Below are 13725 nucleotides of genomic sequence, written 5' to 3'. Positions count from 1 at the left end.
CACCCCCTAAAAACTAAATCAATCGTTTGATTTATTTGATAGAGTCCCGGCCCATGTCGGCCACCCTCCCTGAAACGCTCCAGGCCCCGCGCGCACCGCGCAGCGACGGCGAGCAGTCGCGCATGCGCCTGCTGCTGGCCGGGCTGCGCCTGTTCGCGCAGCACGGCTACAACAAGACCTCCACCCGCGAGATCGCCGAGGCCGCGCAGGTGAACATCGCCGCCATCAGCTACTACTTCGGCGACAAGGCGGGGCTGTACCGCGCGGTGTTCGCCGGCCCGCTGAGCACGCCGGCCGACGACATCGCCCGCTACGCCGACCCGGCGATGACGCTGCCCGACGCGCTGCACGGCCTGTACGCCGGCTTCCTCGAGCCACTGAAGCATGGCGACATGACGCAGCAGTGCATGCGCCTGCACGTGCGCGAGATGCTGGAGCCGACCGGCGTCTGGCAGGACGAGATCGTCAACGGCATCAAGCCGCGCCACGAGGCGCTGGTCGCGCTGCTGGCGCGCCACCTGGGGCTGCGCCGCGCCGACGACGAGCTGCACCGGCTGGCGATCTGCATCGCGGCGCTGGGTGTGCACCTGCAGATCGCGCAGGACGTCACCGACGCGCTGGCGCCGCGCCTGAACAGCCACCCGCGGGCGCTCGACCTGTGGTCCGAGCGCCTGGTCCTGTATGCGCTGGCGATGGTCGACGCCGAAGGCGTGCGCCGCGCGGCGCTGAAAAAAACAGACAAAAGAGAGGACAAGCGATGACGACACCGACCCGCGCCGCCCTGCTGGCGGCCACGCTGGCCGCCGTGGCGGGCCTGGCCGGCTGCGCGAGCGCGCCGCCCGAGCCGGCCGCCGATCCGGCGCTGCTGCCGGCGCAGTGGTACGCCCCGCTGCCGCACAACGGCCGCCTCGCCGACCTGACCGGCTGGTGGCAGCAGTTCGACGACCCGGTGCTCTCGCAGCTGATCGACGCTTCGCAATCCGTCAGCCCGACGCTCGCGACGGCCCGCTCGCGCCTGGCGCAGTCGCAGGCCACGCGCACCGGCGCCGGCGCGGCGCTGCTGCCCACGCTCGATGCCACCGCCAGCGCGACGCGCGGCCGCACCGATTTCGTCACGCCGCTGGCCACCACCACTTCGGCCGGGTTGCAGACGGCGTGGGAGATCGACGTGTTCGGCGCCGGCCGGGCCGGCCGCGATGCGGCGCAGTACCGCCTCGAAGGGGCCGAAGCGTCGTGGCACGACGCCCGCGTGTCGGTCGCCGCCGAAACCGCGAACGCCTACCTGGGCCTGCGCGCCTGCGAGGCGCAGCTGGTGCAGACCGAGGCCGATGCGGCCTCGCGCGCCGAGACCGCCCGTCTCACCGGGCTGAGCGCGCAGGCCGGCTTCCAGCCGCCGGCCGACGCGGCGCTGGCGCGCGCCAGTGCCGCCCAGGGCGCGAGCCTGCTGACCGCGCAGCGCGCGCAATGCGACATCGCGGTCAAGGGCCTGGTCGCGCTGACGGCGATCGACGAGCTGGCGCTGCGCACGAAACTGGCGGCCGGCACCGCGCGCCTCCCGCAGCCGGCCGAGCTGGCGATCGACAGCGTGCCGGCCGAGGTGCTGAACCAGCGGCCCGATGTCTTCAACGCGGCGCGTGAGCTCGGCGCGGCGAGCGCCGAGGTGTCGCAGGCGCGCGCGAAGCGGCTGCCGCGCGTCACGCTGGCCGGCTCGATCTCGCGCGCCCGCGTCGACCTGGGCGACGCCACCCAGAGCGGCACGGTGTGGTCGGTCGGGCCGCTGGCGGTCACGCTGCCGATCTTCGACGCCGGCCTGCGCCGCGCCAATGTCGATGCGGCCCGCGCCCGCTACGACGAGGCCGCGTCGCTCTACCGCGCGAAGCTGCGCACCGCGGTGCAGGAGGTCGAGCAGGCGCTGGTGCAGCTCGACAGCAGCGCGGCGCGCACCGAGAACGCCCGCATCGCCGACGAAGGCTTCGAGCAGTCGTTCCGCGCCACCGAAGCCCGCTTCAAGGGCGGCCTGGCCAGCCTGTTCGAGCTGGAAGACGCACGCCGCAGCGCGGTGCTCGCGCACGGCACGCTGATCGACCTGCAGCGCGAGCGCGTCGCCGCCTGGATCACGCTGTACCGCGCGCTCGGCGGCGGCTGGCGCACCGGCACACCGGTGGCTGATGCCACCCAGGCTGCCACCCGCGCCGACGATCCCGCCGGCCCCACGAAGGCCACTCCTTGAACACCCCGACGATCCACCCGATCAGCCCGACCATGACCCAACGACTGAAGCCCCTGCTGCTGTCCCTCGCCGCTGCCGGCGTGCTCGCCGCGCTGCTGGCCGTCTCGGTGACGAGCACCGTCCGCGCCGCCGACGAGAAGAAGCCTGCCGCCGCCAAGCCCGCGCTGACCGTCACCGTGACGCAGCTGCAGCCGGCCAGCCTGCCGACGCTGCTGGCCGCCAACGGCAGCATCGCCGCGTGGCAGGAAGCGATCGTCGGCACCGAGGCCAACGGCCTGCGCCTGGCCGACGTGAAGGTGAACGTCGGCGACGTGGTCAAGCGCGGCCAGGTGCTCGCGAGCTTCGCGTCCGACACCATCCATGCCGACCTCGCGCAGACCCGCGCCGCGGTCGCCGAGGCCGAGGCGAATGCCGCCGAGGCCGCCGCCAACGCACAGCGTGCCCGCGACTTGCAGCCCACCGGCGCGCTCAGCGCACAGCAGACCAACCAGTACCTGACGGCCGAGCGCACCGCGCAGGCGCGGCTCGAAGCCCAGCGCGCCGCCGCCAAGGTGCAGCAGCTGCGGCTGCAGCAGACCCAGGTGCTGGCGCCCGACAACGGCGTGATCTCGTCGCGCAGTGCCACCGTCGGCGCGGTGCTGCCGGCCGGCCAGGAACTGTTCCGCCTGATCCGCGGCGGCCGGCTCGAATGGCGTGCCGAGGTGCCGTCGTCGGAGATCGGGCCGCTGAAGCCCGGCATGGCGGTGCGCGTGCTGCCCGCGAGCGGCGAGCCGGTCACCGGCAAGCTGCGCATCATTGCGCCCACCGTCGATGCGCAGACGCGCAACGGCCTGGTCTACGTCGACCTGCCGGGCGGTGCCAGCGCCGCGAAGGCCGGCATGTTCGCCCGCGGCGAGTTCGAGATCGGCTCGCAGCAGGGCATGACGCTGCCGCAGAGCGCGGTGCTGCTGCGCGAGGGCTTCAGCTACGTGCTGCGGGTCGGGGCCGACAACAAGGTCACGCTGGTCAAGGTGAAGGTCGGCCAGCGCGTCGGCGATCGCATCCAGATCCTCGGCGGCGTGCAGCCGGCCGACCGCGTCGTCGCCACCGGCGGCGGCTTCCTGGGCGATGGCGACACGGTGCGCGTGGTCGACGCGCTACCGGTGCCGGCGGCCGCCTCCGCTGCCGCGACGGCCTCGCGCTGAGCGCGCGCCGGCTTCCCTTCAAGGACGACGCCCCATGAACATCAACGTCTCCGCCTGGTCGATCCGCAACCCGATCCCCGCGGTGCTGCTCTTCATCCTGCTGACCCTGCTCGGGCTGTACAGCTTCAAGAGCATGAAGGTGCAGAACTTCCCCGACATCGAGCTGCCGACCGTCACGATCTCGGCCGCGCTGCCGGGCGCGTCGCCGTCGCAGCTCGAGACCGACGTCGCGCGCAAGATCGAGAACTCGGTCGCGACGCTGCAGGGCCTGAAGCACGTCTACACCTCGGTGACCGACGGCCTGGTCACCATCACCGGCGAGTTCCGCCTCGAGAAGCCGGTGCAGGAGGCGGTCGACGACATGCGCGCCGCCGTCTCGCGCGTGCGCGCCGACCTGCCGGCCGACCTGCGCGACCCGGTGGTCACGAAGATGGAGCTGTCGGGCTCGCCGATCCTGACCTACACCGTCGCGTCCGACCGGCTCGATGAAGAGTCGCTGTCATGGTTCGTCGACAACACGGTGGGCAAGCAGATGCTCAGCGTGCGCGGTGTCGGCGCGGTCGCGCGAGTGGGCGGCGTCACGCGCGAGGTGCGCGTCGAGCTCGACCCGGCCAGGCTGCTGGCGCTGAACGCCACCGCGGCCGACATCTCGCACCAGCTCAGCAAGATCCAGCAGGAGGCCTCGGGCGGCCGCACCGACGTCGGCGGCGCCGAGCAATCGGTGCGCACCATCGCGACCGTGCGCTCGGCCGAAGAGCTCGCGAAGATGGAGATCTCGCTGGCCGACGGCCGGCGGCTGCGGCTGGAGCAGGTGGCGCGCGTCAGCGACACGGTGGCCGAGCAGCGCTCGACGGCGCTGCTGAACGGCAAGCCGGTGGTCGGCTTCGAGATCACCCGCACCCGCGGGGCCGGCGAGACCGAGGTGGCGGCCGGCGTGCGCGCCGAGATCGAGGCGATGAAGGCGGCGCACCCGGAGGTGAAGTTCGACGAGGCCTTCAACTTCGTCGACAACGTGCAGGAGGACTTCGACAGCTCGATGGCGATGCTGTACGAAGGCGCCGCGCTGGCGGTGCTGGTGGTGTGGCTGTTCCTGCGCAACTGGCGCGCGACGCTGGTGTCGGCGCTCGCGCTGCCGCTGTCGGTGATCCCGGCCTTCGCGTTCATGTCGCTGGCCGGCTTCACGCTGAACGGCGTGACGCTGCTGTCGCTGTCGCTGGTGGTCGGCATCCTGGTCGACGACGCGATCGTCGAGATCGAGAACATCATGCGGCACCTGCGCATGGGCAAGACGCCGCTGCAGGCGGCGATGGAGGCGGCCGACGAGATCGGCCTCGCGGTGATCGCGACCACCTTCACGCTGATCGCGGTGTTCCTGCCGACCGCCTTCATGAGCGGCGTGGTCGGCCGCTTCTTCGTGCAGTTCGGCTGGACGGCGGCGATCGCGGTGTTCATGTCGCTGGTGGTCGCGCGGCTGCTGACCCCGATGATGGCCGCCTACCTGCTGAAGCCGCCGACCGGCGAGCACAAGGAAGGCCGCTGGCTCGAGATCTACATGCGCTGGGTCACGGCCGCGCTGCACCACCGGGTGATCACGACGGTCGCGGTCATCGCGTTCTTCGCCGGCTCGATCGTCCTCGCCGGCATCCTCGAGAAGGGCTTCATTCCGCCGGACGACCTGTCGAAATCGCAGGTCTCGATCTCGCTGCCGCCGGGCGCGACCTTCGCGCAGACGCTGGCGGTGGCCGAGCAGGCGCGCGACATCGTGCAGAAGAATCAGTACGTGAAACTGGTCTACACCGCGGTCGGCGGTGGCAACACCGGGGCCGACCCGTTCGCCGGCGCCGGCGCGGCCGAGGTGCGCAAGGCCTCGCTCAGCATCAACCTGACCGAGCGCGGCCACCGGCCGAAGAAGCAGGTGATCGAGCAGCAGCTGCGCGACGCGCTGGCCGGCCTGCCGGGCGCGCGGGTCGCGGTCGGCTTCGGCGGATCGGGCGAGAAGTACGTGGTGGTGCTGGCCGGTGAAGACGGCGACGTGCTGCTCGAGCATTCGAAGCAGGTCGAGCGCGAGCTGCGCACGATCTCGGGCATCGGCGCGGTCACGTCGACCTCGAGCCTGGTGCGGCCGGAGCTGATCGTGCGGCCCGATTTCGCGCGCGCGGCCGACCTCGGCGTCACGTCGGCCGCGATCGCCGACACGCTGCGCATCGCCACCGCCGGCGACTACGACCAGAGCCTGCCGAAGCTGAACCTGTCGCAGCGCCAGGTGCCGATCGTCGTCAAGCTGGCGGCCGATGCGCGCACCGACCTGGAGCTGCTGTCGCGGCTCGCGGTGCCGGGCGCGAAGGGGCCGGTGATGCTGGCCAACGTCGCGACGCTGTCGATCGACAGCGGGCCGGCGCAGATCGCGCGCTTCGACCGCAAGCGCAACATCAACTTCGAGATCGAGCTGAACGGCCAGTCGCTGGAGCATGTGCAGAGCACGGCCGAGCAGCTGCCCAGCCTGCGCAGCCTGCCGGCCGGCGTGTCGCTGGCCGGTGTCGGCGATGCCGAGGCGATGCAGGAGCTGTTCTCGGGCTTCGGCCTCGCGATGCTGACCGGCGTGATGTGCATCTACATCGTGCTGGTGCTGCTGTTCCATGATTTCGTGCAGCCGGTGACCATCCTCGCGGCGCTGGTGCTGTCGGTGCCGGGGGCCTTCCTCGCGCTGTTCGTCACCCACACCGCGCTGTCGATGCCGTCGATGATCGGGCTGATCATGCTGATGGGCATCGCGACCAAGAACTCGATCCTGCTGGTCGAGTACGCGATCATGGCGCGCCGCGAGCACGGGCTGTCGCGCTGGGATGCGGTGCTCGACGCCTGCCACAAGCGGGCCCGGCCGATCGTGATGACGACCATCGCGATGGGCGCGGGCATGCTGCCGATCGCGCTCGGCATCGGCGTCGATTCGAGCTTCCGCGCGCCGATGGCCATCGTCGTGATCGGCGGGCTGATCACGTCGACCTTCCTGAGCCTGCTGGTGATCCCGGTGCTGTTCACCTTCGTCGACGACGTGGTGCAGTGGGTGTCGCGCAAGGTGCGCCGGCACCATCCGACGGATGGCGCACCGGCGGCGGTGGTGGCGAAGTAGCCCCTCGGGCCGGCACGACATGCCGGCCCGGTACACTGCGGCCGCTATGGTGTACCGCGGTCTCGTCCTCGTCCTCACGCTCTTCCTGCTGGCAGCCGGCCTGATGGCCCGTCCTCAGGCGAGCGAGATGCCGTCGGTGCAGGCCGTGGTGGCCATCGTCGACGACGGCAGCGCCCAGGAGCGCGACGTCGACGACCGCATCCAGTCGGCCGGCGAAACCGTCGCCGACGTGCAGGACCTGCTGACCGGCGCACTGCCGGTGCCGGACCCCGGCTTCTCGCTGGCCCGTCCGCCCCTCGCCACCGACGCCGCTCGCCCGGCGCCCTGGCTGGACGGCCTGCGGCGCCCGCCGAAGGCCGCCGCGCTGCTCGCCTGAGAACCCCGCCGCGGTGCGTCCGCGGCCGGCGTTTCCGTCAGACCTCCGCTCGTCCCTGTTTCGTCCCCGTGCGCCCGCGGCCATGCCATCCTGGCGGCCCCACGGACCACCACTGCCACGCCATGGAATCCCTCCTCGACCCCAACCTCTGGATCGCCTTCGCGATGCTCACCGCCCTGGAAATCGTCCTCGGCGTCGACAACATCATCTTCATCTCCATCCTCGTCGGGCGGCTGCCGGCGGAGCTGCGCGACAAGGCGCGGCGCCTCGGCCTCGGCTTCGCGATGGTCTCGCGGCTCTTGCTGCTGTTCTCGCTGAGCTGGGTGATGGGCCTGACCGCCGACCTGTTCACGGTGCTCGGCCAGGGCATCAGCGGGCGCGACCTGGTGCTGCTGTTCGGCGGGCTGTTCCTGCTGTGGAAGGCCTCGCACGAGATCTTCGTCGAGGTCGAGGCGCGCGAGCAGCACGGCCCGGCGCCGGTCACCGACGAGGCTGCGCTGAAGGCGGCCGGCCAGCGGATGTTCTGGGGCGTGATCGGCCAGATCGCGGTGATCGACATCGTGTTCTCGCTCGACTCGGTGATCACCGCGGTCGGCATGGTCGACCGGATCGGCGTGATGGTCGCGGCGGTGGTGGCCTCGGTCGGCGTGATGCTGGTGGCGGCCAAGCCGATCGGCGACTTCGTCGACCGGCATCCGTCGGTCAAGGTGCTGGCGCTGTCCTTCCTCGTGATGGTCGGCATGGCGCTGACGGCCGAGGCCTTCGACGCGCACGTGCCCAAGGGCTACATCTATGCCGCGATGGCGTTCTCGCTCGCGGTCGAGGTGCTCAACATCCGCGCGCGCGCCAAGCGCCGCGCGAACACTCCTGCAACTTCGAACTGAAGGAATCCGTCATGAATCCGCTGTCTCAAGTTTCGTCCACCGGCTACGCCGGTGAGTCCACCTCGGTCGAACAGCGCAACAAGGTGCTGCGCAACACCTACTGGCTGCTCGCGCTGTCGATGGTGCCGACGGTGCTCGGCGCCTGGATCGGCGTGTCGACCGGCCTCGTGCGCGCGATGTCGCCGGGCGTCGGCCTGGTGGTCTTCCTGGTCGGCTCGTTCGGCCTGATGTTCGCGATCGAGAAGACCAAGAACTCGGCGGCCGGCGTGCCGGTGCTGCTGGCGTTCACGTTCTTCATGGGGCTGATGCTGTCGCGCCTGGTCGGCGCGGTGCTCGGCCTGTCGAACGGCGCGAGCCTGATCATGACGGCCTTCGCCGGCACCGGGGTGGTCTTCCTCGGCATGGCGACGCTGTCGTCGGTGATCAAGCGCGACCTGTCGTCGATGGGCAAGTTCCTGTTCATCGGCGCGATCCTGCTGCTGGTGGCTGGCATCGCGAACTTCTTCATCCAGTCGAGCGCGCTGATGATCACGCTGTCGGTGCTGGCGATCGGCATCTTCTCGGCCTTCATCCTGTATGACCTGAAGCGCGTGCAGGACGGGCATGAGACCAACTACATCACCGCGACGCTGGGCGTCTACCTGAGCGTCTACAACGTGTTCCAGTCGCTGCTCGCGCTGCTGGGGATCTTCGGCGGCAGCCGGGACGAGTAAGTCGTCCAGGCAGACGTCAGCGCAGGTGTTCGCGCACGGGCGGCCGGTCGATCTCGGCCGCCAGCCCGTGCGAGCGCTCCAGCCGATCCTCCAGCTCTCCGAGGTGCGCCGAGATCCCGTTCGTCGCTTCCTCCAGCGCCACCTGCTGCTCGCGCCGCAGCTGGTCGAAGCGCGCGTTCACCGCCGCTCGCGCATCCAGCCCGGATTGATTGATCCGCGCCAGCTCCGTGGCCAGGAACGTCTGCAGCTCGGTGAAGCGCGACGCCTCCGCCTTGTCGGCCAGCTCGCGCTGCGCCTGCAGGTCCTTCGACAACCGGCGCGCTTCCAGCATCGCCTTGCCCTGCAGCTGCAGCGCCCACACGACGAACCACACGCTGATGAAGACGAAGGCGCCGAGCAGCAGCATCGGCAACGGCGCCTGCACGGTCGTGAAGCCGAGCGACAGCGGCGTCGGCGCGACGAAGGCCGGCCAGTTCAGCAGCGTGAAGACGGCCATCACCAGCAGGGCCACAAACAGCACGAGCACGCGGACCATGGCGGTCTCCTCGAAGTGAACGATCAGGCTGCGAGCGTATGACCGCGGGGGCCCTGCGAGGTGTAGGACAAGCGCGCGAGCCTCGCTCGGACCAGCGCGCGTCCGTTGGGTCGCGCCCGGCTCAGGCGGCGGTCGCCGCCCGCCGGCCGCGCGCCACCTCCTGCCGCACCTCGTCGTCCGCGCGTCGGCATTCCGGGCCGGAGAAGGTGTGCGCCATCGCGTCCAGCAGCACCCGCGTGCGCGCCGGCATCAGCCGCCGGCCGGGGAACACCGCCCAGGCGGTCACGTCGGGCAGCGACCACTCCGGCAGCACCGGCACCAACTCGCCGCTGCGCACGTACGGTATCGCGAAGTGGCTCGATACCACCGTCACGCCGGCGCCGGCGCGCGCCATGCGGATCAGCATCTCGGGTGAGTTCGCGGTCGCGCGGGCGGGCGGCGTGCCCTGCCATTGCGCGGCGCCGCGCTGCAGCGTCCACAGCGCCGGCTCGCCGCTGCGCGTCAGAAGGTGCAGCGCGTCGTGCTCCATCAGCGCCTCGGGCTCGCTCGGCTCGCCGCGCCGTGCCAAGTAGGCAGGCGACGCGTACAGCCCGACCTGGAACACCGCGATCCGTCGTGCCGCCAGGCTCGCATCGTCGGGCAGGTCGCCCATGCGGATCGCCAGGTCGAAGTTCTCGCCGATCAGGTCGACGCGGCGCGGCGACAGGTCGAGCTCCAGCGAGATCGCCGGGTAGCGGGTCAGGAACTCGGTCATCAGGTCGCCGAGCACGATGTTCGCGAAATCCGCCGGCATCGAGATGCGCAGCCGCCCACTCGGCTCCACCTGCCGGTGCTGGGCCAGCGACGCGGTCGCCTCCACCTCGGCCAGCACCTGGTTCGCATGCTCCAGCACGCTGTGGCCGAAATCGGTGACGGTCAGCTTGCGCGTCGTGCGCAGCAGCAGCCGCTCGCCGAGCTGCGCCTCCAGCGCGGCCACCCGCCGCGACACGGTCGATTTCGGCAGCCCGGTGCGCTCGGCCGCGCGGCTGAAACTGCCTTCCTCGGCGACACGGGCGAACAGCATCAGGTCATTGGCTTCGAGGCTCATCGGGGGCTCCACTGTCTCATCAGTGGAACAATGTTACCCAATCCGATGGCTTCCGGTTGGATTGTGGGACGCCTAGAGTTCATCCATCGCTTCCCCCACTGAGATTCAACCGCTTTCGGAGCCCACCATGAACATCCTCCAGATCAACTCCAGCGCCCGCACCCAGGGTTCGCAATCGACCGTGCTGGCCAACGAACTGACCGCGCGCCTGCTGGCCGTGAACCCCGGCGCCAGCGTGACGCTGCGCGACCTGGCCGTCACGCCGCAGCCGGTGCTCGACGAGGCTGCGCTGCACGCGCTGTTCACGCCGGCCGACGCCCGCACGCCGGCACAAGCCGAGCGCGCCGCGCTGGACGACGCGCTGATCGCCGAGATCCAGGCCGCCGATGCCGTCGTGCTGGGCGTGCCGATGTACAACTTCGGCGTGCCGGCGCAGCTGAAGAACTGGATCGACGCGATCGCGAAGGTGAAGGTGACCTTCGCGTACACCGACAAGGGCCCGCAAGGCCTGCTGACCGGCAAGAAGGTCTACGTCGCGCTGACCCGCGGCGGCCAGTACCGCAACACGCCGGCCGACACGCAGGTGCCGTACCTGAAGACCGTGCTGGGCTTCCTGGGCATGACCGACGTCGAGTTCTTCTACGCCGAAGGCCTGAACATGGGCCCGGACGCGGCCGAGAAGGGCCTGGCCTTCGCCCGTGCGCAGATCGACGAAGCCGTGCACGCCTGATCCGTTCCGAGTTCTCTTTCTGTTCCTTCCACCATCCACCAAGGAGTTCGACATGTCTTCCGCCACCACCGTCTTCCACCCCGTGACCGAGGCTGTCACGCGCCCGCGCGAGCTGGAGCGCCTGGTGACGGGCCAGGCCACATCGGACGGGGCCGGCGTCAAGCTGACGCGGGTGCTGACGCAGCCGCTGCAGCGCCGGCTGGATCCGTTCCTGATGCTCGATGCCTTCGGCACCGACAACGCCGATGACTACGTCGGCGGCTTCCCGGACCACCCGCACCGCGGCTTCGAGACCGTCACCTACATGATCGCCGGCCGCATGCGCCACCGCGACAATGCCGGCCACGAGGGCCTGCTGCAGAACGGCGGCGTGCAATGGATGACGGCCGGGCGCGGCATCGTGCATTCGGAGCTGCCCGAGCAGCAGGCAGGGCGCATGGAAGGCTTCCAGCTGTGGCTGAACCTGCCGGCCGAGCGCAAGCTGGCCGACCCGTGGTACCGCGACATCCAGTCGGACGAGATCCCCGAGTTCACGACCGACGACGGCAGCACGGTGCGCGTGATCGCGGGCGAGTCGCACGGCGTGGCCGGCGCGATGCAGCGCGAGGTGACGCAGCCGCTGTACCTGGACGTGCACCTGGCGCCCGGCGCGCGCTTCGACCAGGTGCTGCCGGCGACGCACAACGCGTTCGTCTACGTGTACCGCGGCGAGGTCGAGGTGGGCGGCGCGACGGTGGGCTCGCAGCGCATGGCGATCCTGAAGAACGGTGCCGAGCGTGATGGCATCGTGCTGCAGGCGGGTGATGCGCCCGCGAAGGTGCTGATCATCGCCGGCCGGCCGCTGAACGAGCCGATCGCGCAGTACGGTCCGTTCGTGATGAACACGCACGAGCAGATCTTCCAGGCCGTCGAAGACTACCGTTCTGGCAAGTTCGGCGGATGACCCACCCCCGAGGCGCTGCGCGCCTCCCCCTCAAGGGGGCCGCTGGGCTTGATACGCTCGTGCGTCGTTCTTGCATGAGCATTGCCCGATGTTCCTTCAACACCTGCCCCTCGCCCCGTGGGCCGAGCGCACCGGCGCCGGCCTGCGGCTCACGCTGCTCAGCGACACGCCGGACCTCGACGAGGTCCATGCGCGCTTCCTGCTCGACAACGAAGAGACTTGGCTGCCGCTGGCGCGCACGGCCGACATGGGCCGCTTCGCTTGCTTCGAGGCGACGATCCCGTGGTGCCCGACCGGGCCGACGACGCGCTACTGCTTTCGCGTGTTGCGTGGCGGTGCGCCGCACTGGCTTGCGGCCACCGGCATGCAGCGGCGCGTGCCGAACGAGGCCCATCACTTCCGCATCGCCCGCGAGCCGCTGGTGCCGGCCTGGGCCCAGCAGCAGCTGATCTACCAGATCTTCCCCGACCGCTTCGCGCGCGGCCCCGACGCGCCGCGCGAGCGCCCGCCGCATGCCTTCGGCTACGACAAGGCGCCGGTGCATGCGCTCGAGTGGGGCGCGCCGCTCGACGTGAAGCCGGCCTGGAGCGCGTTCTACGGCGGCGACCTGGCCGGCATCGGCGAGCGCCTCGGCCACCTGCAGGCGCTCGGCGTCACCACCGTCTACCTGACGCCGGTGTTCAGCTCCGGCAGCAACCACCGCTACGACACCGAGGACTACGACCATGTCGACGCGGGCCTGGGCGGCGACGCGGCGCTGGTCGCGTTGTCGCAGCAGTTGCACGCGAGCGGCATGCGCCTGGTGCTCGATGCGGTGCTGAACCACACCGGCGCGAACCATCCGTGGTTCAACCGCTTCGCGCAGCACGAGCAACCCGGCGCGTGGCAATCACCCGATTCGCGCTGGCATGGCTGGTACGCCCGCGACGCGCACGGCCACCCGGTCTACTGGAAGGGCCATCAATCGCTGCCGGTGCTCGACTATGCGCACCCCGAGGTGCTGGATGCCTTCATCCGCGGCCGGCACTCGGTGCTGCGCCGCTGGTTGCAGCCGCCGGTGTCGGCCGACGGCTGGCGGCTCGACGCGGTGCACATGCTGGGCGAGGGTCCCGGCGCCGGCAACAACGCCGCGATGCTGCGCGCGATGCGCGAGGCAGTGCGCGACGAGAACCCCGAGGCCATCCTGGTCGGCGAGCACTTCAGCGAGGCGAGCAGCTGGCTGCAGGGCGACCAGGAAGATGCCGCGATGAACTACTGGGGCTTCACGCTGCCGCTGTGGCAGTGGCTGGCCGGTGTCGATTTCGGCGGGCGCGCGGCACCGATCGCGACGGCCGACCTCGCGGCGTGGCTCGGCGAGTCGCGCGCGGTCGTGCCGCACGAGGTGGCCTTGGCGCAATGGAACGCGCTCGACAGCCACGACACGCAGCGCCTGTTCACGGTGCTCGGCAGCGACGAGGCCGTGCACGGCGTCGCGCTCGCGCTGCAGTTCGGCTACCCCGGCGTGCCCTGCATCTACTACGGCGACGAGGTCGGGCTGGAGGGTGGCAACGATCCGGACAACCGGCGCTGCGTCGACTGGAGCGGCGCAAGCTGGCGCGGCGGGATCCTCGAGCGGGTGAAGCAGTTCGCCGCGTGGCGCCGCGATCGTGCCGAGCTGCGCGAGGGCGCGTGCATCACGCTGGCGCACGGCGACGACTGGATCGCGTTCGCGCGGGTCAACGCCACGGCCGTCACGCTGCTGGTGGCGAATCGTGGCGATGCGGCCGAGGTGCTGGTGCCGATCGACGCGCTGCCGTTCGACATCGCCCGCTGGGTCTCGCCGAGCGGCCACACCTGGACGTCCGACGGCCGTGCGATCCGCCTGACGCTGTCGGCGCGCGATGCGGCCTGGCTGTGGAGCGTCGCCGCCTGAT

12 protein-coding genes are annotated in these 13725 nt (G+C 70.7%); 10 read left to right on the top strand and 2 right to left on the bottom strand.

Annotated features, from left to right (window positions below; all coding sequences use genetic code 11):
- Positions 1–53 precede the first annotated feature (53 nt).
- The 7 genes from BUE42_RS23520 (at position 54) to BUE42_RS23490 (ending at position 8517) form a co-directional block, all read left to right on the top strand.
- The gene (locus BUE42_RS23520) at positions 54–761 is read left to right on the top strand and encodes a CerR family C-terminal domain-containing protein (RefSeq protein WP_073467723.1); all 708 of its coding nucleotides are present in this window, start codon (positions 54–56) and stop codon (positions 759–761) included.
- Positions 758–2230: an efflux transporter outer membrane subunit gene (locus tag BUE42_RS23515; protein ID WP_083614460.1), complete on the top strand. Its 1473-nt coding sequence runs from the start codon at positions 758–760 to the stop codon at positions 2228–2230. Before BUE42_RS23520 ends, BUE42_RS23515 begins: the two co-directional genes overlap by 4 nt.
- Positions 2227–3414 (top strand): efflux RND transporter periplasmic adaptor subunit, encoded by a 1188-nt coding sequence (locus tag BUE42_RS23510; RefSeq protein WP_235002559.1) that lies wholly within the window; start codon positions 2227–2229, stop codon positions 3412–3414. The genes BUE42_RS23515 and BUE42_RS23510 overlap by 4 nt, the downstream gene beginning before the upstream one ends.
- A gap of 34 nt (positions 3415–3448) precedes the next feature.
- A complete protein-coding gene (locus BUE42_RS23505; RefSeq protein WP_235002557.1) occupies positions 3449–6544 on the top strand; it encodes an efflux RND transporter permease subunit in 3096 nt (1031 codons plus the stop codon).
- A gap of 103 nt (positions 6545–6647) precedes the next feature.
- On the top strand, positions 6648–6920 hold the full coding sequence (locus BUE42_RS23500) for a hypothetical protein (RefSeq protein ID WP_159445481.1): 273 nt from the start codon (positions 6648–6650) through the stop codon (positions 6918–6920).
- A 122-nt stretch (positions 6921–7042) separates the two neighbouring features.
- Entirely contained in the window at positions 7043–7804 is a 762-nt protein-coding gene (locus BUE42_RS23495; protein ID WP_073467721.1) for a TerC family protein, read from the top strand.
- 11 nt (positions 7805–7815) lie between these two features.
- Positions 7816–8517, top strand: coding sequence for a Bax inhibitor-1/YccA family protein (locus BUE42_RS23490; protein WP_073467720.1), 702 nt, complete (start codon positions 7816–7818; stop codon positions 8515–8517).
- Between the two features lie 16 nt (positions 8518–8533).
- Here the strand turns inward: BUE42_RS23490 and BUE42_RS23485 are convergent, their stop codons facing one another.
- Both BUE42_RS23485 and BUE42_RS23480 read right to left on the bottom strand, forming a co-directional pair.
- Complete coding sequence (locus BUE42_RS23485) at positions 8534–9052, bottom strand: LapA family protein (RefSeq protein WP_073467719.1); 519 nt, start codon at positions 9050–9052, stop codon at positions 8534–8536.
- A 121-nt stretch (positions 9053–9173) separates the two neighbouring features.
- On the bottom strand, positions 9174–10139 hold the full coding sequence (locus tag BUE42_RS23480; protein ID WP_073467718.1) for a LysR family transcriptional regulator: 966 nt from the start codon (positions 10137–10139) through the stop codon (positions 9174–9176).
- A 127-nt stretch (positions 10140–10266) separates the two neighbouring features.
- Between BUE42_RS23480 and BUE42_RS23475 the strand changes: the two genes are divergently transcribed.
- The 3 genes from BUE42_RS23475 to malZ all read left to right on the top strand — a co-directional run bounded on the left by BUE42_RS23475 (position 10267) and on the right by malZ (position 13724).
- The gene (locus BUE42_RS23475) at positions 10267–10869 is read left to right on the top strand and encodes an FMN-dependent NADH-azoreductase (protein WP_073467717.1); all 603 of its coding nucleotides are present in this window, start codon (positions 10267–10269) and stop codon (positions 10867–10869) included.
- A 52-nt stretch (positions 10870–10921) separates the two neighbouring features.
- Positions 10922–11812, top strand: a complete 891-nt coding sequence (locus BUE42_RS23470) for a pirin family protein (protein ID WP_073467716.1) — start codon at positions 10922–10924, stop codon at positions 11810–11812.
- Between the two features lie 88 nt (positions 11813–11900).
- The gene (gene malZ / locus BUE42_RS23465) at positions 11901–13724 is read left to right on the top strand and encodes a maltodextrin glucosidase (RefSeq protein ID WP_073467715.1); all 1824 of its coding nucleotides are present in this window, start codon (positions 11901–11903) and stop codon (positions 13722–13724) included.
- Position 13725: the final 1 nt, after the last annotated feature.

Origin of the sequence: Rhizobacter sp. OV335 (assembly GCF_900142965.1) — a bacterium.
Taxonomy (GTDB): Bacteria; Pseudomonadota; Gammaproteobacteria; order Burkholderiales; family Burkholderiaceae_C; genus Rhizobacter.
The sequence above is the reverse complement of the archived record's forward strand: the minus strand, read 5'-3'. Positions and strand labels throughout refer to the sequence as shown.

Bases quoted from the DNA above. Each gene is read 5' to 3' on its own strand.
- BUE42_RS23520 (WP_073467723.1), top strand. From the start codon at position 54: ATGTCGGCCACCCTCCCTGAAACGCTCCAGGCCCCGCGCGCACCGCGC.
- BUE42_RS23515 (WP_083614460.1), top strand. From the start codon at position 758: ATGACGACACCGACCCGCGCCGCCCTGCTGGCGGCCACGCTGGCCGCC.
- BUE42_RS23505 (WP_235002557.1), top strand. From the start codon at position 3,449: ATGAACATCAACGTCTCCGCCTGGTCGATCCGCAACCCGATCCCCGCG.
- BUE42_RS23500 (WP_159445481.1), top strand. From the start codon at position 6,648: ATGGCCCGTCCTCAGGCGAGCGAGATGCCGTCGGTGCAGGCCGTGGTG.
- BUE42_RS23495 (WP_073467721.1), top strand. From the start codon at position 7,043: ATGGAATCCCTCCTCGACCCCAACCTCTGGATCGCCTTCGCGATGCTC.
- BUE42_RS23490 (WP_073467720.1), top strand. From the start codon at position 7,816: ATGAATCCGCTGTCTCAAGTTTCGTCCACCGGCTACGCCGGTGAGTCC.
- BUE42_RS23485 (WP_073467719.1), bottom strand. From the start codon at position 9,052: ATGGTCCGCGTGCTCGTGCTGTTTGTGGCCCTGCTGGTGATGGCCGTC.
- BUE42_RS23480 (WP_073467718.1), bottom strand. From the start codon at position 10,139: ATGAGCCTCGAAGCCAATGACCTGATGCTGTTCGCCCGTGTCGCCGAG.
- BUE42_RS23475 (WP_073467717.1), top strand. From the start codon at position 10,267: ATGAACATCCTCCAGATCAACTCCAGCGCCCGCACCCAGGGTTCGCAA.
- BUE42_RS23470 (WP_073467716.1), top strand. From the start codon at position 10,922: ATGTCTTCCGCCACCACCGTCTTCCACCCCGTGACCGAGGCTGTCACG.
- malZ (WP_073467715.1), top strand. From the start codon at position 11,901: ATGTTCCTTCAACACCTGCCCCTCGCCCCGTGGGCCGAGCGCACCGGC.